Below are 21,297 nucleotides of genomic sequence, written 5' to 3' on the forward strand. Positions count from 1 at the left end.
CGCAGTCGCCGGGTGGCAGCCCGCTATCGCCCGGGACGTCGGTGACCGGGTATGCCGTGTGTGGCTGCGTACCTCGCGGTTCGCCGACGTCGAAGCCATGGCCACCGCGACCCTGACCCTCGGCCCGGACGCCGGTTCCTTCTACGACCGGGGTTGGGCCCGGCGTGCGACCGGTCGGCCGCAGCCGGCGCTGGAGGACTACCACCAGGCCCTGACCATGTACCGGCAGGCCGGCCACCGGGGCAACGAAGCCGCCACCCTCAACAACATCGGCAGCGTGTACGACAGCCTGGGGGATCGGCGGCGGGCCTTGGACCACTACCACCAGGCCCTACCCATCACCCGGGAGGTCGGCGACCGGGCCGGCGAAGCCACCACCCTCAACAACATCGGCCTCGTGTACGACAGCCTGGGGGATCGGCAGCGGGGCCTGGACCACTACCAGCAGGCCCTGCCCATCCGGCGGGAGGTCGGCGACCGAGCCGGCGAAGCCGTTACCCGGTATAACATCGCGATGGTCCACCGGGCGGACGGTGACCTCGACCAGGCGATCCGCGAACTCGAACGCGTCGTCGACCTCGACCGGCAGGTCGGCCACCCCGACCTCGAAGCCGACACCCGCGTCCTCCAACAACTCCGCCGAGAACGCGCGGAGGACCCAAGATCCGGACCGCTCCCAGGACCGTGACGGCAGCGGTGTCAGTGGATGATCCGCACCACCTGTCCGGCGATGGCATATTAGTTCGCGCCGGGGCAGGCGGAGATCCAGGCGTACAGCAGGGCTTCGCCGGTGCGCAACGGGACACCGGCGACATTGGCCGGGATCAGCGCCGACAGCGGCTGCGTCTGCCCGGTGCAGGTCCAGGTGCGGTACTGCCGAACGGACCCGTAGGCGATGCGGTTCCCCACGGCCTGAATGATCGTGGCGCGCAGCTCGCCGGAGGAGCCCTCGTCATAGGTCACCGCGTAGTCCAACTGCACCCAAGACGTGGAAGGCCAGCAACGACCCCGACTTCACCTCGAAGATGCGCCGCATCCTCGACCTCTACGACCACCCACCAGCCGACGGCAGGGTGCTCTGCGTCGATGGGTTCGGGCCACTCAACCTCCAACCCCGCCCCGGCCACGCATGGCGAGGCGTCGGACATCCGGTGCGACTACGCGCCACCTACCAGCGTGACCAGGGCGTACGGCACATGATCGCCGCCCTTGACCTCGCTACCGGACCGCCTGCATTACCGCATCCGCGACCGCAAACGGTGGTGCGATTTCCTCAGCTTCCTCAAGACCCTGCGCCACCGCTGGCCCGACCAACACTTCTACCTGATCCTGGACAACTTCTCCCCGTGCAAGCACCGTCAAGTCCGCGCCTGGTGCTTCGCCAACCAGGTCGACCTGGTCTTCCTGCCGACGTATGCGTCCTGGCTGAACTGGGTCGAGGCCGAGGACCCGTGCGCCGGAGTAGCGGTATCCCGGCGGGGTCGATACCCCTACTCCGTCCCAAACCGAGTGGATCAAGGTGAGCGCCATTCGGCATCGGAGCGTTGATCGACGGGGTGCCAATGCTGCTCTCGCCACTCTGGCGGTGTGGGCCGGTCGTCACATCGTCGGCACACCGATGTCGTGGCCGAAGTCGGCGGCTCGCCGCGCACGCCTGCATCGGAGTGCGCGGCCCGCCTCGGCGATGACCGTTCAGGCTGGGACTTTGCCGGCCTCTGTGGTCGGGGCTTGTTTAATTATGGCCGAGCTGGTGGTTCCCAGGAAAGTAAATGAGGTGGAGTCGAATACCAGCGCTTCGAAACCACCTGCGGAGATACCGATTCCTCGCCGACCTGAACCATCCTGGACGTCGTTTACCGTGCCGACACCCGGGAGCTTTGCCAGAGCCTTGAAGATTACGCTGCGCTGTTCTGGCTGTAGGTAAGTCCCTGTCATGAGAAGCGACCTTGCTGTTTCGAACGCTAAGCCGTCCTGCCCACTGATCGGGTTGGGAATCGAGGGCTCCGGGCTAGGTGAACCACCTGGGCGATCCCCGATGAGCCAGGCCAGCACCGCAGAGGGGTCAGTAGGGAAATCAATTGGTAAGACGCCCCTTGTGCAGGGTGCGGCTGCACCTCCTGGTACGGCCGGCTTTTGCGCCTCCGGACATGGGGCGACCGGAAGCCAAGGCCCCCACTCGCTGCCGCCCTCTTCGGGGCGCTGTCGTTGCTGGCCGCTCTTCGCTGGGTCCACCGGGAGCCAGATCTGGGTCACGACCGGGCTATTTCTGACGACCTTGAAGGAGCCGTCAGGCTGCTCAACTTGGCTCGGGTAACTGCTGACCGTCTCGGTAAAGATGTACTCGCTGGCCTGGAGGGGAAGAAGAGTGGATTGGCTGCTGACGGCGGCGGCCTTGTCGAGGATGGTAGTGGCCCCGTTGGCCGCCGTCTGGCCAGGCGATATTCGTGGCGGACTCGGCCATACGACCGCCAGCGCCGCAGTAACTCCTGCTACCGCAAGCGTTGCGACTCCGGCGTGCCATATCTTCAACGGTCGCCTACGAGGTGGGTCGCAGAGGGTGGCTGGGGAAAATGGAGCAAGTGGCTCACCCTGGCCCGGGGCGAGGTCCTCTCCCAGCTGCTTGATCAGTTCTAGATCCTTCACGTCAGCTCCAGGGCGATGTCGTCGGGCAGATACTTGCGGATCTTCTGACGGGCGCGATGCAGCCGCGATCGAACTGTGCCGGGCGGTACCTGAAGCGCCCTGGCTACTTCCTCGTAGTTCAGACCGGCCCACGCGACCATGAGCAGCACGTCCCGGTCGCGACGAGAGAGCTTCGTGAGCGCCTCGATCAGCGGCTTCCGTAGCGTCCGAGCTGATACCGCATCAGCCACCTGATTGGCAATACTCTCCGTACGTTCCTGATCTTGATGGATGGAGCGGAGGAGGGTGCGATACCTGGCCTTCTCCACACGGTGGTGGCGGGCGATCTCGTTGATCGCTATGGCGAAGAACCACGGCCGAGCATCGCTGTGTCTGAGGTCGTACGTCTGTCTGGCGCGGAACGCCTTCAAGAAGGTCTCCGCGACGACGTCCTCTGCTGCCTCCCGTCCGAGTCTTCGATAGGCATAGCCGTGCAACACCCTGGCATGTCGCTCATATAGCACACCGAAGTGGCTGGGGTCCAGCATCGACTCCTTGATGACCTCGGAGTCGGTGCGTTCCGCTGTAGCCGGGGTGCCGTGAACGTGGCCTTCCGTATTGATCACCTGCTTCAAATCCGCCTCCTGTGTTCCGTGGCCGCCCTGTCTATGCAGCAGAGGGTCAACGCGTTCGCCCTTTTCGGCCCGCCTACACTATCGTTATCGATTCGTTACACTGACGTAGTGTTACCTGAGTTTCGAGTGGATGGGCCGTGACCTGCCCGGCCCTCACGTAAAGATTAACCCTAAGTGATAGATGTCAAAAAGTAAAAGCAGTCTTTAATTGTTGGAGCATTGTGGGCGGATCCGCGGCAATTCCGCTGCTAGCGTAAGGGTCGACGGGGAATGTTTGCGCTGGCAGAAAATGGCGGTCCGCGGGCTGGCATGCCCTCGCCTTAATTCCTAATTACCCTGGACGGAGAGGAATCAATGGCGAAATCAAGAAGACTGGTTCGTGTCCTGCTGGCGGCATCTGCTGCCGCTGCAATCAGCGTCAACGGTGTGCCCGCTCACGCGGGTGGCGCTACCGTGGCCTCCGCCTCCGAAGTGTCGGTGGCCCTCGGGTCACTAATGGAGCTCTATCCGGGCTCGGTAGTGGTGAGTGAAGACACTCTTCGGATTGCTCCTGGTGTCGAGATCACCATGCCGGCGAGCCAGCCGCGAAACAAGAGAGTGTTGTCAAAGGCTGCTGTCAAGGCGGCCCTCGATGCCCCAGCCCGCCAACGACCTGCACCCTCTGCTCCGTCCGAAAGCTGGATCAAGACACCGGCCCAGCGCGGCGCAACTGCCGAGCCACCCCATTACGGATGTAACTATCAGTACCTGTGCCTGTTTGCGGATCAAGGTTTCCTCGGGTACAGCATCAGCTTCTACACCTGCGGGTTCAGGGATCTGGCGACGTTCAACTATCCGACGGGTGGAAAGTGGAACGACCGGATCACGGGCTATGTCAACAATCAGACGAGCGGGACCGTCAGCACCTTCTCCAACTGGAATGGCAGCAGCTTCGTCAAGCTCTTTTCGAGTGAAGCGATCGACTGGAACAGCAACATTGGCCTTGGCGGCTTGTCATACAACGACATCATCGATGGTGTGCGTGTCTGCTAGACACTGAATCGAGATTGGACGCGCGAGGCAAATCTGTGATGTGTGGATCACAAGCCGACAGGGACATGCTGTCGCGCGACCCTGTCGGCTTGGTCCCTGCGACGGTTTGGCATCGTGCCGTCGACGGCGATGGCCCGCGCAGGCCCTCTCGGGAACGTGCGCGGGCCCGCCTCACCGGTGGGCGGAACTGGATTCCCTGCCCTACCTGTGGACGATGTTCGACGACGTGTACTTGCAGTACGTGCCGTCGGGGCCGCTGCCGGTCTTGACCGGTTCGGCACCGGAGCTGTTGCCTGTGTGCCGCCCTTGAACGTCGCAGCGTCCTCGCCGACGTCCTACCACCACACGTTGACCAGCGTGCAGCTGCCCTTGCAGTGGGATGCCATCAGCGGCCGGCGAACCGATGATCACGTTCTTATGGTCGCGGCGCCGGCCTTGTAGCGCACCAGACCAAAGCCGCGGGTGCCGCTGATCGACTGGGTGCTCTTGGCGGTGGGCCAGGTGGTGGCCTGGGCGCCGCTGGGTCACGACCAGGCCGGCGGCGACCACCCCTACGGTGGCGAGCGGCACCAGGGCGAGTCGCCACCGCCGGTCGCGTGCTGGTGCGCCGTTCTCACGTCTCCTCCGAGTGGATCAAAGGATCTCCGCTCCGGACGCCAAGACTCTGATGCTCAGAGATCACCTGCAGCGGCTACTTGGGACCAGCCTGACTCCATTGGGGGCGATGTAGCGGTATCGGGCGCGCTTGATACCGCTGTATCGACCCAGTCGAGTCGATCAAGCTGGGCGGGGCCGACGCGGCCCGCGCGAGTGCTGGTCCCTACAGCGAGGCGCGGGCCGAGAAGGCGATGCTGGCCAGCAGGAAGCCGCCGTTGACGATGGTGAACGCCACGACCACCCAGAACACCAGCGCCGGCACGAGCATCAGCACCAACCCCGCCACGAAGATCACCGCACCGTAGTCGCGGACCAGTTTGACCAGGCGTACCGGCAGGGAGGTGGAGGTGACCATGCTGGCGGCGTTGGGGCCGGACTGCATCACCGAGGTCACCAGGTTGACCATCCAGGTGCCGGCGAAGGTCGCCACCAGCCAGGTCGGCGTGGAGGGGCGCTGCGCCACGGCGGTGGCCGACAGGGCGGCGACCAGGGCGATCTGGGCGGCCACGTCGCAGAGCACGTCGACCCGGGCACCGGCCGCGCTGCCCTGACCGGTCACCCGGGCGAGCTGCCCGTCGGCGCAGTCCAGGGCGTACGCCACCTGCCAGCCGACCAGCGCGACCAGCCCGACCAGCCAGGCCGGTACGGTGCCGGCGGCGACCCGGTCGGCGAGCGCCACCACGGTCACCGAGGCGGCCAGGCCGAGCACCAGGTTGGTGATGGTCAGCGCGGTCGGGCGCAGTCCGAGGCGCTGGGCGACCAGGGCGAAGACGGCACCCAGCCACTGGCTGACCGATTCGCTGAACAGGCCGCCGCCCCGGTTGACCCGGTGGAAGTCGGCGACGGTGGGACGGGGTTCAGCCACTGTGGTCGCGGAGTGCACCGGCGTAGTCTGCCAGCCGCTCCCGCGTCTCGGTAACCGACATGGCCAGGTGCTCCAGGATGGTGTACCGGTCGGGGCGGGTGGCCGGGGCGAACTGCACCGCCTCGACGAACTGGTCGTCGGTGAGGCCCACGTCGGCCGGGTGCCGGGGCAGCCGGTGCCGGCCCAGGCAGGCCGCCATCTCGACGAAGCGCCGCTGGTCGCCGCGCAGGAACGTGCAGAACAGCGCACCGAGCCCGGCCAGCTCGCCGTGCGACGAGGTGCCGGGGAAGAGGGCGTCGACGGCGTGCATGATCTCGTGGCAGCCGCCGCTGGCCGGCCGGCTGCTGCCGCAGACCGCCATCGCCAGGCCGCTGGAGATCAGCGCCTCGGCCAGCACCGTGACGAACGCGTCGTCGGTCATGTCGCCGGTGTGCGCGAGCACCGCCTCAGCGCCCATCCGGGCCAGCGACGCGGCCAGGCCGTCGACCGGTTCGCCGCGTACCTGGCGGGCCAGTTCCCAGTCGGCCAGGGCGCTGATGTTGCTGACCACGTCGCCGATGCCGGCCCGGTTGTGCTGGTCGGGGCCGGCGGCCACGAAGTCCAGGTCGACGATCACCGCGATCGGGATGTGCACCCCGTAGGAGCCCTTGAGTCCGCCGGTGATCAGGCTGGCCACCGGGGAGGCGATGCCGTCGTTGGCGAGGCTGGTCGCCATCGTCACCATTGGCAGTCCGCGCCGGGTGGCGGCGTACTTTGCCACGTCGATGGTCTTGCCGCCGCCGATGCCGACCACCGCGTCGTACGAGCGTTCGCGGAGCTTGCCGCCCAACTCGTCGGCGGCGTCGAGGGTGCCGCCGGCCACGGTGAACACGTCCGCCGAACGCAGCGACGGCCGCAGCAGGTCGGCGATCTGCCCGCCCTGACCGGGGCCGACCACCACCGCCACGTCACCCCCGGCGGAGATCCGCCCGTCGGCGAGGATCGTGGCCAGGTCGGCGACCGCACCGCGCCGCACATCGATGTGCAGCGGGGTCAGGATGGTACGGGCTAGTAGCGGCACGCGATCTCCCGCGCCCGGGTCAGGTCGTCGTGGTTGTCGACCTCGACCCAGGAGACGTCCCCGATCGGCGCGGCCCGCACCTCGCCACCCCGGTCGGCGAACTCCTGGTAGCCGTCCTCGTAGTAGAGGTTCGGGTCCCGCCGCCAGGTCGCCTCCAGCGCGTCGGCGAGCGCCCCGGCCACCTGCGGCTCGATCAGCGTCGCGCCGATGTACTCGCCGTACGCCTCGCCCGGGTCCATCAGCTTGGTGATCCGGGTGAGCTGGCCGGCGGCGTCGAAGGTGGTCTTCATCTCCTCGTCGGCCAGCGCCTTGAGGGTGTCCACGGCGAGCAGGATGCCCGGCCCGCGCTCGGCCAGCAGGGTCTTCTCCACGCTCACCGGGTGCACGGTGTCGCCGTTGACCAGCAGCACGCCCCGGGCGAAGTGCTCCCGGGCCAGCCACAGCGAGTAGGCGTTGTTCCACTCCTCGGCCCTGTCGTTGTGCACCAGGGTGAGGGTGACGCCGTACTTCTCCTCCAGCGCCGCCTGCCGCTGCACGACCGCGTCGGCGGCGTAGCCGACCACGATCACGATCTCGGTGAGCCCCACCTCGGCCAGGTTGCGCAGCGCGATGTCCAGGATGGTGGTCTCACCGTCCACCGGCACCAACGCCTTGGGCAGGGTGTCGGTGTACGGGCGCAGTCGGCGTCCCGCACCGGCCGCGAGCACCATCCCGATCATGCGGGGCCTCCCTCGTACGACTCCAGGTCACCGTGGAGGATAGCCCCGGGTGACCGGCCGGCCGCCGTCAACCGGGAGTTCACCCGGGCCGGCCGGGGTTCAGCCGGGCAGGGCGGCCAGGTCGGCGAGCACGCCCAGCCGCTCGTCGGCGGTCAGCGTGGCGTACGGGCCGGCCGCCCGACGGTCGGTCTCCAACTCGATGGCCCGCCGCTCCGGCCCGTCCGGCAGCTCGCCGACGCTGGCGGCGGTGTGCCCGGCGGCGGTCCACGCCTGCGCGTACGCGTCGGCCCGGTGGTACCGCAGCGCGCCGATCCGGTTGAGCAGCAGCACGCCCGGCGGGGTGCCGTCCGGCTCGTACGGCGGGGCGACCGCCGCGAACGCGGGCCCCGGCCCGGCGTCCGGCTCCCCGGCCAGCAGCACCGCGTACGCCACCACCCGCCCGTACGCCTCGACGAGCCGGCGTACCCGGTCGTCGTGCCCGGCCCACAGTTCCTCGGTCACCTCGGCGTGCACCTGGTACAGCTCGGTGAGGAAGTCGACGCCGCGTTCGGTGGCGGTGATCCCGCCGTCCGGCCGGCGGGCGATCGTGCCGTGGGCGACCTGTTTGTCCAGCGCCCGCTGGCAGGCGGCGGGGGTCGCGGTAGCGGTTGACGGCGGCGAAGCCGGCCCGGTCGACGGTGCCGCCCGGTGCGGCGAGCCGGGTGCGGAACTCCACCAGGAAGCCGGTGGCGGCGGGCCCGCCGTACCGTTGGCTCAGTTCGGCGCCGCCGCCGTCGCGGCCGGCGAGCATCCCGGCCACGAACGCCCGCTCGACCGCCGGGGCGACCAGCCCGGCGAAGCGGTGCGGTGCCAGCTCGACGCCATCGTCCGTGATCAACGCGCCGGCGTTGCGGAGGGGCTCGGTGGGCACGCTTCGACAGTAGCGAGCGGGGGCGGGCCGTGCCGATGCCCGGTCCCGTCCCGACCTGCACCGGAGTCGACCGGTTCGGCCCGTCCCGCCCCGTACGGCGTGCCCGCATGTTGAACTTGGCGTGTATGCCGGCCGGAGCGGCCCGGACAGGCCCTAGGCTCGTGCGCATGACCGCCGAGCAGCTGATCTCGTTCGCCCGTGGCGCGCCCTCGCTGGACATCGTGGATGTCGAGGGGCTCAAGGCCGCCGCCGTCCGTGCCTTCGACGCCGACCCCGCCGGGGTCACCGCCTACGGCACCTCCGTGGGTTACCCGCCCTTGCGGAAGTGGATCGCCGAGAAGCACGGCGTCGAGGCGGATCAGGTGCTGGTCACCAACGGCTCGTTGCAGGCCGACGCGTTCCTCTTCGACCACCTGGTCCGGCGCGGGGACGCCGTGGTGGTGGAGCGTCCGACGTACGACCGGACGCTGCTCAACCTGCAACGGATGGGCGGCGAGATCCACGGCGTGGGCATCGAGCCGGACGGCCTGGACACCGCCGAGCTGCGCAAGCTGCTGGAGTCCGGGGTACGCCCCCGGCTGGCCCACGTGATCCCGAACTACCAGAACCCGGCCGGCGTGACCCTCTCCCTGGACAAGCGCCGTGAGCTGCTCGACCTCGCCGCCGAGTACGGCTTCACCATCTTCGAGGACGACCCCTACGCCGACATCCGGTTCCGGGGCGAGCCGCTGCCGTCGATGCTGTCGATGGACACCCGGGGGGTGGTGGTGCACGCGTCGAGCTTCACCAAGACCGTCTGCCCCGGGGTCCGGGTCGGTTACCTGGTCGGGCCGGCGAGCCTGATCGCCGACATCGCCAAGAAGGCGACCAGCCTCTACATCTCGCCGGGCATGGTGGCGCAGTCGATCGTGCACCAGTTCTGCGTCTCGGGCGACATCCAGCGGTCGATCGCCACGGTGTCGTCGGCGCTGGGTGAGCGGGCGGGGGTGCTGGCCGAGTCGCTGCGTCGGCACCTGCCGGAGGTGACCTTCGTCGAGCCGGACGGCGGCTACTTCCTCTGGGTGGAGTTCCCCGAGGACGTGGACGTGGACCGGTTGGCCCCGGCCGCCGCCGAGCGGGGCGTCGCGGTGGTCAAGGGCAGCGACTTCATGGTCGACGGCGGGCGGCACGCGTTGCGGCTGGCCTTCTCCGCGGTGACGGCGGACCGGATCGACGAGGGTGTTCGCCGGTTGGCGGACGCGGTGGCGGCCGTACGCGGCTGAAATATCTGTCGGGTTTCTGACAAAAGCACGACGTGGGCCGGTTGAGGGCTCCCCTTGGCCGGCCCGGCGACCCACAATGCTGCGAGCGTCACTCACGTTCGGCCGGTGACCCGGTCGTTCCCGCCGGACGGGTGGGCGACGCGGCAGCATTACCCCCGCCCCCAACGGTGCCGGGTGGGTCGGGTCGCCCCCTCACCCCCCTGAATGCGGCCCGACCCGCCCGGCGCCCACACCCGCCATCCACGGCGGCGGCGTAGCCTGCAAGCCGCAGCAGGACACCCGGGAGGGGGAACGCCATGACGGACCGGGCGGCACGGGAACGGTCGGCGACACTCCACGGCGGTCGGGTGCTGAACCCCCGCGCCTGGGTGTCCCCGGTGCGCGCGATGTCCCGCATCCTCAATGCCGACGGCTCCCCCCGTACCCCCACGCCCACCGGCCCGGGACGCAGCGGGGTGGTCGACTGCGGCCTCTACGTCGACGGCGAACGCCGCCCCGGCCAGTGGCAGTACGCCGAGGCGCTGGCCGCCGCCCGCGACGAGCGCGACGGGTTCGTCTGGCTCGGCCTGCACGAACCGGAACTGGCCGAGATGACCGCCATCGCCGAGACGTACGGCCTGCACGAACTGGCCGTCGAGGACGCGGTGAAGGCCCAGCAGCGGCCCAAGCTGGAGCGCTTCGGCGACGTCAGCTTCCTGGTGCTGCGTACCGCCAGGTACTGCGAGCACAGCGAGCTGACCGAGACCTCCGAGGTGGTGGAGACCGGCCAGGTGATGCTGTTCATCGGGCCGAACTTCCTGATCAGCGTCCGGCACGGGGACGCCTGCCGGCTGTCGCCGGTCCGGGCCGACCTGGAGGCCAAGCGGGACCTGCTGCGGCACGGCCCGTGGGCGGTGGCGTACGCGATCACCGACCGGGTGGTGGACCTCTACCTGGAGGTGGCCGACCAGTTGGAGGACGACCTCGACGTGCTGGAGGCCGACGTCTTCGACCGGCAGAGCAGCGGCCGGATCCAGCGGATCTACCAGATGAAGCGGGAACTGGTGGAGTTCAAGCGGGCGGTGATCCCGCTGCAACGGCCGCTGCTGACGCTGACCGCCCAGGTCAACCGCGAGGTGCCGCAGGAGGTACGACGGTACTTCCGCGACGTGCAGGACCACCTCAGCCGCACCGTCGAACAGGTCAACTCCTACGACGACCTGCTCAACTCGATCCTCCAGGCCCGGCTGGCGCAGGTCACCGTCGACCAGAACAACGACATGCGCAAGATCGCCGCCTGGGCGGCCATCGCGGCGGTGTGGACCGCGTTCGCCGGTGTCTACGGCATGAACTTCGAGAACATGCCCGAACTGAAATGGACGTACGGCTACCCGGGGGTGCTCGCGTTGATGCTCACCATCTCACTGGCGCTCTACCGGTGGTTCCGCCGCAACGGCTGGCTCTGACCGACCCCCGGTCAGTGGGCCGGGGCGGGCACCGGGGTGGCCGCCGCCATCAGCTGCGAGACGGTGACGAACTCGAAGCCCCGCCGCCGCAGCCCGCTGATCATCGCGGCCAACCCCCGGATCGCGACCAGCCGGTCCACCGGCCCGGTGTCGTGGGCGAGCAGGATGGTGCCCGGCTCACAGGAGTCGACGACGTAGTCGACCAGGCCGTCCGGATTCTGGGTGAACCGGGATTCGAGCATCTGCCGGTTCCACAGGACCACCTGGTAGCCGAGGTCGTTGGCGGCGAGCAGGGTGCTGCCGGCGAGGTGCCCGTACGGCGGGCGGAGCAGGGTGGGCTCCCGGCCCCAGAGCCGGGTCAGCTCGTTGTGCGCCCGGCTGATCGCCGTGCACGCCTGCTCGTAGGTCATCTTCGCCAGATCCTGGTGGGCCCAGGTGTGGTTACCGATCTCGTGACCGTCGAGCCGGTGCGCCACCAGCCGACCGTACTCGCGGGCCCGGCGGCCGACCATGAAGAAGGTGGCCGGGGTGTCGGTCTGCGCGAGGATCGACAGCACCCGTGGGGTCCAGTTGGGCGCCGGGCCGTCGTCGAAGGTGAGCGCGATCAGCCGGCGGGTGGTGTCCACGCTCCACACCACGTCGACCCGGGACGACCGGGGCGGGGTGCGCCGGTCGGCGTGCACGGTGGCGGCGTACCCGCCGTAGACGGGCAGCTTGCTGTCGGCGGTCGCCTCCGCGTACCCGAACTCGCCGGTCAGCGCCACCCCGGCGCCGGCCAGGGCGGCGGCGGTGCCGGAGAGCACCCGCCGCCGGGACAGCGCCCGCTCACGCCCGGCCGGGCGCTGGGCGGACTGGTCCGAGCGCCCCGTCGAGGGGGCACCGCTCGGCTCCGGAGCCGGACGCTCCGGATCGGTGGTCGGCGACATAACGAGCACTGTAGGAGCCGGACGCCCGCCGGGTGGGCCCGTAACGGTCGGGGGGAACCCTGAAAAATCCTTACGTTCTTGTGGGGGTCGCCGCCCTGGGCAGGCTGGATGACGGTGCCGGGCCGTACCGTGCCGGGGGCTGCGGGCGGCGCGGCCCGCGACCCGCCGGAAGTCGGCTGCGGCGCGGGACGACCTGTGGGGTCGTCGCCGCGCCGCCGACGTGGTGCGGGGGATCAGCGCCGGGTGCCGGACTGCGCCTGGTTCCGAGCGGCGTCGAGCGCCTTGCCGAGGTCGTCGGCCGGCCGGCCGGAGACGTCGGTGGCGCCCTCGGCGACCGAGGGGACCTTGTCGTTGGGGTGGATCACCGGCTTGCCGGCCGGGGTGCCGGACGCCACCGCGGAACTGCCGACGCCGGTGGCCGGGGTGGCCGAACCGGTGGGCGTGGTGCCGCCCGCCGACGGGGTCTCCACCACCAGGATGTCGACGTCGTCGCGGGGGGCGTCGACGCCGGCGGCGGCCGGGGCGGTGGAGACGCCGGTGGCGGCCGGACCGGTGGAGACGCCGGTGGCCGCCGAACCGGAGGTGGCCGACGGGACGGGGGCGGTGCCGATGCTGCGGGTCGGGTCGTACTCGGCCCACTCCTGCTGCTCGCGGCGGCGACGCAGGGCCATCGCGCCGGCCACCCCGGCCACCGTGCCGGCGACCAGCAGGCCGGCCATCATGCCGCGCGAGGTCCGCTTCTGCTTGCGGGCCTTCGGGCTCTTCGCCTTGATCTTCTTGGTCACCCTGGCCTGCTTGGCTGCGGCGGCCTTCTTGCCGGCCACCGCCTTGCCGGCGGCCTCGGCCTGGGCGTGGCGCACCGCCAGGGCCACCGGGGCGAGTGCCGCGGCCGTCGTCGCCAGGCCGCTGGAGGCCCGGTCCCGCACCGCGACGGCGGTCGGTGCGACGGCACTACGGGCCGACTGGACCCGCGGTCCGACCGTGGCGCCGGCGCCCTTCGCCGCGTGCGTGGCGGCCTGCCTCAGGTGACCGATGCCCTGGTGCAGCTCCACCTTTGCCAGCTGCCCCTGGGTCTTGCGCCGCCCGATTCCAAACACGGTCCCACCTCCTGGGAGTTGTTCCTTCGTCATCCTCCACCAACGGATGCCTCCGCACTGCCAGATGGGGCACATGGGAGGATCCGCATGGAACTGACCAACGAGTGAGGAGTACCCGTGGCCGAGGCTGTCTACGCCACCTTGCACACCAACGCTGGCCCGATCCGGCTGGAACTCTTCGGCAATCACGCTCCGAAGACGGTTCGTAACTTCGTGGAGCTGGCCGAGGGCAAGAAGGAATACACCGATCCCCGCACCGGTAAGCCGGGCAACGGGCCGTACTACGACGGCACCATCTCGCACCGGGTGATCAGCGGCTTCATGATCCAGATGGGCGACCCGACCGGCACCGGCCGGGGTGGCCCGGGTTACACGTTCGCCGACGAGTTCCACCCGGAACTGCGCTTCGACCGGCCGTACCTGCTGGCGATGGCGAACGCCGGGCCGGGCACCAACGGCTCGCAGTTCTTCATCACCGTCGGGGCGACCCCGCACCTGAACAACCGGCACACCATCTTCGGCCAGGTGGCCGACGAGCAGTCGGCGAAGGTGGTGGACTCGATCGCCAACACCCCCACCGGCCCGAGCGACCGGCCGTTGCAGGACGTGGTGATCGAGCGGGTCGAGATCGAGCGCACCGGGGCCTGACCGCGGCTGCGAGGTACCTTTGCACGCATGACTGAACGCTCCGGGCCGGCCGGCGACGCCACCGGTGGGTCGGTGCCGACCACCCCGGTCTGCTACCGCCACTCCGACCGGGAGACGTACCTCAGGTGCTCCCGCTGCGACCGGCCGATCTGTCCGGACTGCATGCGGGACGCTCCCGTCGGCCACCAGTGCCCGGAGTGCGTGAACGAGGGACGCCGCAGCGTACGGCCGGCGCGTACCGCCTTCGGTGGCGGTGCCGCCGGCCGTCGCGGCCTGGTCACCCGCACCCTGATCGCGCTGAACGTGCTGGTGATGATCGTCTCGGTGCTCAGTGACCGGGGCGGGGACTCGCTGATCGGTGGTTCCGGCTTCGGCGGCCTGCTCGGCGGCGGCACCCCGCTGACCCAGTGGGGTTCGGTGCTCAGCTACGCCTCGTACGTGCCGTTCGGCGAGGCCCACGGGGTCGCCTCCGGCGAGTGGTACCGGCTGGTCACCGCGATGTTCCTGCACTACGGCGTGGTGCACCTGCTGCTCAACATGTGGGCGCTCTGGGTGCTGGGGCGGGAGCTGGAGGCGCTGCTCGGGCCGCTGCGGTTCCTCGGCCTCTATCTGATGGCCGGGCTCGGCGGCAACGTCGCGGCCTACCTGTTCAGCAGCCCCAACACCGCGTCGGCGGGTGCCTCGACGGCGATCTTCGGGCTGTTCGCGGCGGTCTTCGTGCTGATGCGCCGGCTCGGCCGGGACACCTCGGCGATCCTGCCGATCCTGGTGATCAACCTGATCTTCACGTTCACCGTGCCGGGCATCTCCATCCCGGGCCACGTCGGCGGGCTGATCGTCGGGGCGCTGATGGCGCTCGTGTTGGCGTACGCCCCCCGGATGCGGCGCTCGGTGTTCCAGGCGGTCGGTGCGGGGGTCATCCTGCTCGCGCTGCTCGGACTGGTGATCGTCCGCACGGTGATGCTGCTCGGCTGAGCGGTACCGGGGCGGGGCCGTGCGCCACCTTAGGGACGGGCGGCCCGGACCGCCTCGGCCACCTCGGCCGGGGGCGCGCCCAGGTCGGCCCGGCCGAGCAGGTGCAGGGTCTCGCCAGCGTCGATCTCCAACGTCTCGCCGGTCAGCCCGAACCGGGTCCGTCGGTCCACGGTGACCGCCTCCACCGCCTCCCACGGCAGGTGCCGCCGGCCGGCGTACCCCCGCGCGACGGTGATCCCGTCGGCGTCGACCGCGAGCCGGACCGGGGCGAGCAGGTCGCGTACCGCCCAGGCGGTGATACCCACGGCGGCGGCGACGGCCAGCGCCAGCCGGACCGGGTCGCCGTCGGCGAGCAGTAGTCCGAGGGCGACCAGCCCGACCGCGCCGGCCAGCTTCACCGCCGGGACCGTCGGGGGGACCCGCCACTGACGGGCCGGAGACGTTGGTGGATGCACCGTCCCAGCATGCCAGCCGCGCCAGGCCGGCCCCGGCGACGCGGGCGGCGGACCGGCGTCCGGGGACGTAGTATCGACACAGCCGAAGTTACCGGGGAGTAGTCATGAGTGACGCAGTCATCGTCGGTGCGGTGCGTACCCCGGTCGGGCGACGCAAGGGCGGCCTGGCCGAGGTGCACCCGGTCGACCTGTCGGCGCACGTGCTGCGCGCCCTCGCCGACCGCACCGGCATCGATCCCGGCCAGGTCGACGACGTGGTCTGGGGCTGCGTGTCCCAGGTCGGCGAGCAGTCGTGGAACGTCGCCCGCAACGCCGTGCTCGCCGCCGGCTGGCCCGAGTCGGTGCCCGGCACCACCCTCGACCGGCAGTGCGGTTCCAGCCAGCAGGCCCTGCACTTCGCCGCCGCGACGGTGGTCTCCGGTCAGGCCGACCTGGTGGTGGCCGGTGGCGTCGAGTCGATGACCCGGGTGCCGATGGGGTCCAGCGTCGGCGACGGCATGCCGTTCAGCGACCGCATCCGGGCCCGCTACCGGGGGGTCGAGGGCTTCGCCGACGACCAGCCGCTCCCGTTCAACCAGGGGGTCGGCGCCGAGCTGATCGCCGCCCGGTGGCGCTTCTCCCGCAGCCAGCTCGACGAGTTCGCCCTGGCCAGCCACGAGAAGGCCGCCGCCGCGCAGGACGCCGGGGCGTTCGACCCGGAGCTTGCCCCGGTGCCGTTGAGTGACGGCCGTTCGTTCACCGCCGACGAGGGCATCCGTCGGGACACCTCGCTCGCCGCGCTCGGCGAGCTGAAGACCCCGTTCCGCGCCGACGGGGTGGTGACCGCCGGGTCCGCGTCGCAGATCTCCGACGGGGCCGCCGCGCTCGCCGTCACCACCAGCGAGTGGGCCAGCCGCCACGGCCTGCGCCCGCTGGCCCGGGTGCACACCGCCGTGGTCGCCGCCGACGACCCGGTCGCCATGCTCACCGCCCCCATCCCGGCCACCGCGAAGGCGCTGCGCCGCGCCGGCCTGGGCATCGAGGAGATCGGCGTGTACGAGGTGAACGAGGCGTTCGCCCCGGTGCCGCTGGCCTGGCTCGCCGAGACCGAGGCCGACCCGGAGCGGTTGAACCCGCGCGGCGGGGCGATCGCGCTGGGGCACCCGCTCGGCGCGTCCGGTGCCCGGATCATGACGACGATGCTCCAGCACATGCGGGACAACGACCTCCGGTACGGCCTGCAGACCATGTGCGAGGGCGGCGGCATGGCCAACGCCACCATTCTCGAACTCCTCTGACGCCGTCCGCCGATCCCCCGTAACGGGGCCGATGTGGCGGTGTCCGGGTGGCTCCGCTGCCGCCACCTCGGCTCCCTCGCGATTCCGTCCGACCGAAAATGGCGGGTGCCGGGGTGGGTGGGTGGCCTACTCTGCGCGGCGTGACGATCGTCTCCGTGGCCCCCGGCTGGGCCGACCCGCAGTGGCGGGCCACCGCGCTGGACTGGGTGACCGGGCAGCTCGACCGGCACGGCCGGCGGGTCACCGGCCCGGTCGAGGCCCGGCAGCGCCCCTGGTCGCTGGTCTGGCAGGTGCCCACCGACGCCGGGCCGTACTGGTTCAAGGCGAACAACCCCGGCACGGCGTACGAGGCGGTGCTGCTGGCCGAACTGCCCCGGCTCGCCCCCGGCCTGGTGCTCGACCCGGTGGCCGTGGACCCGGCGCGGGGCTGGTCACTGCTGCCCCACGGCGGCCCGTCCCTGCGTGACCTGGCCGAACCCGACCCGACCCGGTGGGCCGACGTGCTGGCCGCCTACGCCGACCTGCAACGGACGGTGTCTCCCCTGGCCGACGACCTCGTCGCACTCGGCGTGCCCGACCACCGGCCGGCGGCCCTGCCGGCCCTGCTCGCCGGGCTGCTCGACGACCGCGCCGCCCTGCTCCTCGACCCCGGACCCGGCGACCCCGACGCCCGCCCGGAGGCCACCACCGGCGACGGCGACGGGAGCGACGACGGGGGGCTGGACGCGGCGACCTACGAGCGGCTTCGGGCGTACCAGCCGCGTTTCGCCGAGGACTGCGGGCGGCTCGCCGACACCGGCATCCCGGCCAGCGTGCAGCACGACGACCTGCACGACGGGAACGTGTTCGCCGCCGACGGTTACCGCTTCTTCGACTGGGGGGACGCCTCCGTGGCGTACCCGTTCGGCACCCTGCTGGTGACCCTGCGGTCGGTGGCGCACACCTACTCGCTGCCCGAGGGGGACCCGGTGCTGCTGCGGCTGCGGGACGCCTACCTGGAGGCGTGGACCGACCGGCACGACCGGGCGGCCCTGCGGGAGGCCGCCGGGTTGGCCGTCCGGGTGACCACGGTGAGCCGGGCGCTGTCCTGGCGGCGGGCGCTGGCCACCACCGACCCGGGTCGCGCCGAGTACGCCGACGCGGTGCCGGGTTGGCTTGGTGAACTGTTCGCGCCGATGCCCGTGTGACGTCCCGGGGCGGGTCGTCGGCGCGGAAAGACGCACCGGCGGTGCGACCCGCAGGAGTGGAAGTTCCAAAAGTCGACAGTGACCCACATCACCCCGGGTCACGGCTCGTTGGCCAGGTATGGACGTCTTCTCGCGCACCTTCCTCCCGGCCGCCGCCGAGACCGGGCTGGCGGTCCAGACGGTGAGCCGGCACATGCCGGTCTTCCGCCAGTGCGTCGGGTCGGGGGACGCCACCATCCTGGTCGCCCGGTGTGCCCGTCCCGACCGCCCGGTCGACGGCGACTATCTCCTGCTGCTCACCCACCGTCGGCTGGTGGTGACCCGGCAGACCCGGGTACTGCACCGGTTGCGCCTGCACCTCAACACCGAACTGCGGGAGCTGAGCAACGTCACCTGGAGCCCCGACCCGCGCGCCCAGGCCGTCGAGCTGGCCGCCACCGCGATCGACGGGGTACGCGAACGGTTCGTGATCCGTACCCAGCACCCGAAGCAGGTGTGGCAGCTCGACACGCTGCTGCACCACGCGTTCCGGACCCGGCTGCGCCGACCCGAGGAACGGGTCGTCGCCACCATCGGTGACGCACCGACCGTCGCGCCGGCCCCGCTGCTGCGCCCGCTGCCGGCCCGCTGACCGCCCGTCGCGTCACCACACGCGCTGCCGCCCCGCTGACCGGTTCCTTACCTGACCCGAACACGGCCCTCCGTTGCGCCCGAGCCCCTGTCGGTCATCATGGGCCGGTGACCGTCGATGCCACACCGCCGCGTGGGCTCGTCCTCGTCGTGGAGGACGAGCCGGCCATCGCCGACCTGGTCCGGCTCTACCTGGACCGGGACGGGTTCGGCGTACACCTGGAACGGGACGGCACGGCCGGGCTGTCCGCCGCCCGCCGGCTGCGCCCGGTGGCCTGCGTCCTCGACATCACCCTGCCGGGCCTGGCCGGCACCGAGATCTGCCGGCGGCTGCGTGAGTCCGGCGACTGGACCCCGGTGATCTTCCTCACCGCCCGCGACGACGAGGTCGACCGGATCGTCGGCCTGGAGTTGGGCGCCGACGACTACGTGACCAAACCGTTCAGCCCGCGCGAACTGGTGGCCCGGGTCCGGGCGGTGCTACGGCGGACCGTCGGCGCCCCCGACGGCGCGGACCGGCCCCGCACCGTCGGCCCGGTCACCCTCGACCCGGCCCGGCGCACGGTGCTCGCGGCCGGCACCCCGGTCCAGCTCACCTCCACCGAGTTCGACCTGCTCGCCCACCTGATGGCCCGCCCCGGCCGGGTCTTCACCCGGGAGGAACTGCTGGCCGGGGTCTGGGGGTACGCGGCGCACGCCGGCACCCGTACCGTCGACGTGCACGTCGCCCAGGTCCGGGCGAAGCTCGGCGCGGCCAGCGTGATCCGCACCCACCGGGGCGTCGGGTACGCCGCCGATGGCTGAACCCTCCGCCCCCCGCCGGGGCACCACCCCGCGCCGCCGCCGGTCCCTGCACACGCTGACCGCCCGCGCGGTGCTGGTCACCTGTGCGGTGGCGCTGGTGTCGGTGCTGGTCACCGCCCTGGTCGCGGTTCCCCTGGCGGTACGCGGGGTGGAGCGCCGCGACCAGGAGGCGCTTGCCGCGCAGGCCCGGCTCGCCGCCGACGTGCTGAAGGTGCGGCCCAGCCGCCAGCGCGACGCGGCCGGCGACCGGCTGATCCGCCAGCTCAAGGACCAGCAGATCGAGGTGTACGTCGTCCAGGGCGGGCTGGCCGACCGCCCCGGCCTGCCCCGGCAGGTGGTGAACCGGGTCTCCGCCGGCCGGGACGTCTCCGGCCGACGGTTCGTCAACGGCCAACGGACCCTCGTCGAGGGGCGGGCGCTGCCCGGCGGGGAGGGGGTGGTGCTGACCCGGGCCACCCCGCAGGGACCGTGGCGGCAGGTGCTGCGCGCCCTGTGGCTGCCGCTGCTGGCCGGGCTCACCGCCGGGGCGGCGGCCGGGCTGCTGCTGGCCCGTCGACTGGCCCGGCCGATCCGGCACGCCGCCACCGCCGCCGCCCGGCTGCGCGCCGGTGACCGGGCCGTCCGGGTGCCCGTCGAACCGCCCGACGAGGTCGCCGACCTGGCGTACGCGTTGAACGGGCTGGCCGCCGCGCTGGCCACCAGCGAGGGCCGGCAGCGGGAGTTCCTGCTCTCCGTCTCGCACGAGCTGCGGACCCCGTTGACCGCGATCCGGGGGTGGGCGGAGGCGCTCGCCGACGGGGTGATCGGCGCGGACGAGGCGACCGCGACGGGCCGGACCATGCTCGCCGAGGCGCAGCACCTGGACCGGCTGGTCGCCGACCTGTTGGCGCTGGCCCGGCTGGAGGCGGTGGACTTCCCGCTGGAACCGGTGCCGGTGGACCTCACCCGGCTGGCCGCCGACGCCGAACGCACCTGGTCGGAGCGGTGTGCGGCGGTCGGGGTGCCGTTCCGGCTGGAGACGCCGGGCACGGCGGTGCCCGCGTACACCGATCCGGGACGGATCCGGCAGGTGGTGGACGGGCTGCTGGAGAACGCGCTGCGGGTCGTACCGCCGGGGGCGCCGGTGGTGCTCGCGGTCCGGCCGGCCGGTGCCGGGCCGACCGCCGGTGGGCTGGTGGAGGTCCGCGACGGCGGACCCGGTTTCACCGACGACGACCTGGCGGTGGCCTTCGAACGCGGGGCGCTGCACCAGCGTTACCGGGGGCTCCGCAAGGTGGGCAGCGGGTTGGGGCTGGCGTTGGCCGCCGGGCTGGTCCGCCGACTCGGCGGGGAGATCGTCGCCGGACACGCCGCCGAGGGGGGCGCGGCGTTCACCGTCCGGCTACCCGCAAGTCCTTACCTGACCCGAACATCGGCCTGACCCCGCGCCCATCCCGTTCCGCCAGGCTGGTGGCATCACGGACGAGAGGACAGTCATGGCTTATCGGGGAATCGCCGTCACCGCCACCTCGCTGCTCGCGGCGCTCACGTTCGGCGTCGCCGGCTGCGGGTCGGCCCAGGTCGCGCAGGACGGTACGAAGGCCGCCACGGTCGACGTGGCCGCCGCCCTGGGCGTCGAGGGGTTGGCGCTGGCCGCGTGGGGCCTCGACCCGGCCGAGTTGGATCTGCTCGCCGAGCCCGCCGAGCCCGCCGCGTCCGCCACCCCGTCCCCGCAGGCCGGGGAGAAGGGCAAGCGTGGCGAACGGTTGAAGGAGCTGCGGCAGCGCCGGCAGGCCCGGGTGCAGCTGGGCCGCAACGGCCTGCACGGTGAAGCGGTGGTGCAGACCAAGGACGGTACGAAGACCGTCGTCGTGCAGCGCGGCGAGGTGACCGCGATCGACGGGGACTCGGCGACGGTGAAGTCCACCGACGGCTTCACCCTGACCTGGAAGCTGGGCGACCAGCTGCGGGTGGTCGAGCGCCGGACCACCGTCAAGGCCAGCGACGTGAAGGTGGGCACCAAGGTCAACGTGGCCGGGGCCAAGGACGGGGACGCCAGCGTCGCCCGGCTGATCGTGGTGCCGATCAAGCAGAAGTGACCCGTGGGGGACC

At 71.3% G+C, this 21,297-nt stretch carries 23 protein-coding genes; 13 read left to right on the forward strand and 10 right to left on the reverse strand.

Features of this window, described 5'->3' with window-relative positions; translation table 11 throughout:
* The first annotated feature begins 58 nt into the window (after window positions 1-58).
* Window positions 59-688, forward strand: coding sequence for a tetratricopeptide repeat protein (locus ACWCHM_RS29225; protein ID WP_454220606.1), 630 nt, complete (start codon window positions 59-61; stop codon window positions 686-688).
* 50 nt (window positions 689-738) lie between these two features.
* Here ACWCHM_RS29225 and ACWCHM_RS29230 read toward each other — a convergent pair whose 3' ends face one another.
* Window positions 739-981 carry a hypothetical protein gene (locus tag ACWCHM_RS29230; RefSeq protein WP_421489806.1) on the reverse strand — a complete coding sequence of 81 codons (243 nt, stop codon included), beginning with the start codon at window positions 979-981 and terminating at the stop codon, window positions 739-741.
* 228 nt (window positions 982-1,209) lie between these two features.
* Between ACWCHM_RS29230 and ACWCHM_RS29235 the strand changes: the two genes are divergently transcribed.
* On the forward strand, window positions 1,210-1,548 hold the full coding sequence (locus tag ACWCHM_RS29235; protein ID WP_421489807.1) for a transposase: 339 nt from the start codon (window positions 1,210-1,212) through the stop codon (window positions 1,546-1,548).
* A 144-nt stretch (window positions 1,549-1,692) separates the two neighbouring features.
* Here ACWCHM_RS29235 and ACWCHM_RS29240 read toward each other — a convergent pair whose 3' ends face one another.
* Window positions 1,693-2,643 (reverse strand): CU044_5270 family protein, encoded by a 951-nt coding sequence (locus tag ACWCHM_RS29240; protein WP_421489808.1) that lies wholly within the window; start codon window positions 2,641-2,643, stop codon window positions 1,693-1,695.
* Window positions 2,640-3,248: an RNA polymerase sigma factor gene (locus ACWCHM_RS29245; protein ID WP_421490496.1), complete on the reverse strand. Its 609-nt coding sequence runs from the start codon at window positions 3,246-3,248 to the stop codon at window positions 2,640-2,642. Before ACWCHM_RS29245 ends, ACWCHM_RS29240 begins: the two co-directional genes overlap by 4 nt.
* Window positions 3,249-3,611: 363 nt before the next feature.
* On the opposite strand from ACWCHM_RS29245, the gene ACWCHM_RS29250 reads away from it, so the two are divergent.
* The gene (locus tag ACWCHM_RS29250) at window positions 3,612-4,289 is read left to right on the forward strand and encodes a hypothetical protein (protein ID WP_421489809.1); all 678 of its coding nucleotides are present in this window, start codon (window positions 3,612-3,614) and stop codon (window positions 4,287-4,289) included.
* A gap of 820 nt (window positions 4,290-5,109) precedes the next feature.
* Here the strand turns inward: ACWCHM_RS29250 and ACWCHM_RS29255 are convergent.
* The 4 genes from ACWCHM_RS29255 to ACWCHM_RS29270 all read right to left on the reverse strand — a co-directional run bounded on the left by ACWCHM_RS29255 (window position 5,110) and on the right by ACWCHM_RS29270 (window position 8,103).
* Entirely contained in the window at window positions 5,110-5,829 is a 720-nt protein-coding gene (locus ACWCHM_RS29255; RefSeq protein ID WP_421489810.1) for a CDP-alcohol phosphatidyltransferase family protein, read from the reverse strand.
* Window positions 5,804-6,871, reverse strand: coding sequence for an iron-containing alcohol dehydrogenase family protein (locus tag ACWCHM_RS29260; protein ID WP_204958274.1), 1,068 nt, complete (start codon window positions 6,869-6,871; stop codon window positions 5,804-5,806). The genes ACWCHM_RS29255 and ACWCHM_RS29260 overlap by 26 nt, the downstream gene beginning before the upstream one ends.
* The gene (locus tag ACWCHM_RS29265; protein ID WP_204958273.1) at window positions 6,859-7,590 is read right to left on the reverse strand and encodes a phosphocholine cytidylyltransferase family protein; all 732 of its coding nucleotides are present in this window, start codon (window positions 7,588-7,590) and stop codon (window positions 6,859-6,861) included. The genes ACWCHM_RS29260 and ACWCHM_RS29265 overlap by 13 nt, the downstream gene beginning before the upstream one ends.
* Before the next feature lie 99 nt (window positions 7,591-7,689).
* Entirely contained in the window at window positions 7,690-8,103 is a 414-nt protein-coding gene (locus ACWCHM_RS29270; RefSeq protein WP_454220609.1) for a hypothetical protein, read from the reverse strand.
* 564 nt (window positions 8,104-8,667) lie between these two features.
* On the opposite strand from ACWCHM_RS29270, the gene ACWCHM_RS29275 reads away from it, so the two are divergent.
* Both ACWCHM_RS29275 and corA read left to right on the forward strand, forming a co-directional pair.
* The gene (locus tag ACWCHM_RS29275) at window positions 8,668-9,762 is read left to right on the forward strand and encodes an aminotransferase-like domain-containing protein (RefSeq protein ID WP_204958272.1); all 1,095 of its coding nucleotides are present in this window, start codon (window positions 8,668-8,670) and stop codon (window positions 9,760-9,762) included.
* 296 nt (window positions 9,763-10,058) lie between these two features.
* The gene (corA, locus tag ACWCHM_RS29280) at window positions 10,059-11,207 is read left to right on the forward strand and encodes a magnesium/cobalt transporter CorA (RefSeq protein ID WP_204958271.1); all 1,149 of its coding nucleotides are present in this window, start codon (window positions 10,059-10,061) and stop codon (window positions 11,205-11,207) included.
* 11 nt (window positions 11,208-11,218) lie between these two features.
* On the opposite strand, the gene ACWCHM_RS29285 is transcribed toward corA, so the two are convergent.
* On the reverse strand, window positions 11,219-12,133 hold the full coding sequence (locus tag ACWCHM_RS29285; RefSeq protein WP_454220612.1) for a polysaccharide deacetylase family protein: 915 nt from the start codon (window positions 12,131-12,133) through the stop codon (window positions 11,219-11,221).
* Between the two features lie 233 nt (window positions 12,134-12,366).
* A complete protein-coding gene (locus ACWCHM_RS29290; RefSeq protein ID WP_281901797.1) occupies window positions 12,367-13,263 on the reverse strand; it encodes a hypothetical protein in 897 nt (298 codons plus the stop codon).
* A gap of 84 nt (window positions 13,264-13,347) precedes the next feature.
* Between ACWCHM_RS29290 and ACWCHM_RS29295 the strand changes: the two genes are divergently transcribed.
* Both ACWCHM_RS29295 and ACWCHM_RS29300 read left to right on the forward strand, forming a co-directional pair.
* On the forward strand, window positions 13,348-13,878 hold the full coding sequence (locus tag ACWCHM_RS29295) for a peptidylprolyl isomerase (RefSeq protein ID WP_204958268.1): 531 nt from the start codon (window positions 13,348-13,350) through the stop codon (window positions 13,876-13,878).
* Window positions 13,879-13,905: 27 nt separating this feature from the next.
* Window positions 13,906-14,853 (forward strand): rhomboid family intramembrane serine protease, encoded by a 948-nt coding sequence (locus tag ACWCHM_RS29300; RefSeq protein ID WP_454220614.1) that lies wholly within the window; start codon window positions 13,906-13,908, stop codon window positions 14,851-14,853.
* 29 nt (window positions 14,854-14,882) lie between these two features.
* On the opposite strand, the gene ACWCHM_RS29305 is transcribed toward ACWCHM_RS29300, so the two are convergent.
* On the reverse strand, window positions 14,883-15,308 hold the full coding sequence (locus tag ACWCHM_RS29305; protein ID WP_454220616.1) for a PH domain-containing protein: 426 nt from the start codon (window positions 15,306-15,308) through the stop codon (window positions 14,883-14,885).
* A gap of 104 nt (window positions 15,309-15,412) precedes the next feature.
* On the opposite strand from ACWCHM_RS29305, the gene ACWCHM_RS29310 reads away from it, so the two are divergent.
* The 6 genes from ACWCHM_RS29310 (at window position 15,413) to ACWCHM_RS29335 (ending at window position 21,284) form a co-directional block, all read left to right on the forward strand.
* On the forward strand, window positions 15,413-16,585 hold the full coding sequence (locus ACWCHM_RS29310) for a thiolase family protein (RefSeq protein WP_204958265.1): 1,173 nt from the start codon (window positions 15,413-15,415) through the stop codon (window positions 16,583-16,585).
* 140 nt (window positions 16,586-16,725) lie between these two features.
* Window positions 16,726-17,772 carry a phosphotransferase gene (locus ACWCHM_RS29315; RefSeq protein ID WP_281901805.1) on the forward strand — a complete coding sequence of 349 codons (1,047 nt, stop codon included), beginning with the start codon at window positions 16,726-16,728 and terminating at the stop codon, window positions 17,770-17,772.
* 118 nt (window positions 17,773-17,890) lie between these two features.
* Window positions 17,891-18,403 carry a hypothetical protein gene (locus ACWCHM_RS29320; RefSeq protein WP_204958263.1) on the forward strand — a complete coding sequence of 171 codons (513 nt, stop codon included), beginning with the start codon at window positions 17,891-17,893 and terminating at the stop codon, window positions 18,401-18,403.
* A 107-nt stretch (window positions 18,404-18,510) separates the two neighbouring features.
* Window positions 18,511-19,206 (forward strand): response regulator transcription factor, encoded by a 696-nt coding sequence (locus tag ACWCHM_RS29325; RefSeq protein ID WP_204958262.1) that lies wholly within the window; start codon window positions 18,511-18,513, stop codon window positions 19,204-19,206.
* Window positions 19,199-20,626, forward strand: coding sequence for a sensor histidine kinase (locus tag ACWCHM_RS29330; RefSeq protein WP_204958261.1), 1,428 nt, complete (start codon window positions 19,199-19,201; stop codon window positions 20,624-20,626). Before ACWCHM_RS29325 ends, ACWCHM_RS29330 begins: the two co-directional genes overlap by 8 nt.
* Window positions 20,627-20,681: 55 nt before the next feature.
* On the forward strand, window positions 20,682-21,284 hold the full coding sequence (locus ACWCHM_RS29335; protein WP_454220620.1) for a hypothetical protein: 603 nt from the start codon (window positions 20,682-20,684) through the stop codon (window positions 21,282-21,284).
* Window positions 21,285-21,297: the final 13 nt, after the last annotated feature.

This window comes from Micromonospora sp. SCSIO 07396 (assembly GCF_053667945.1).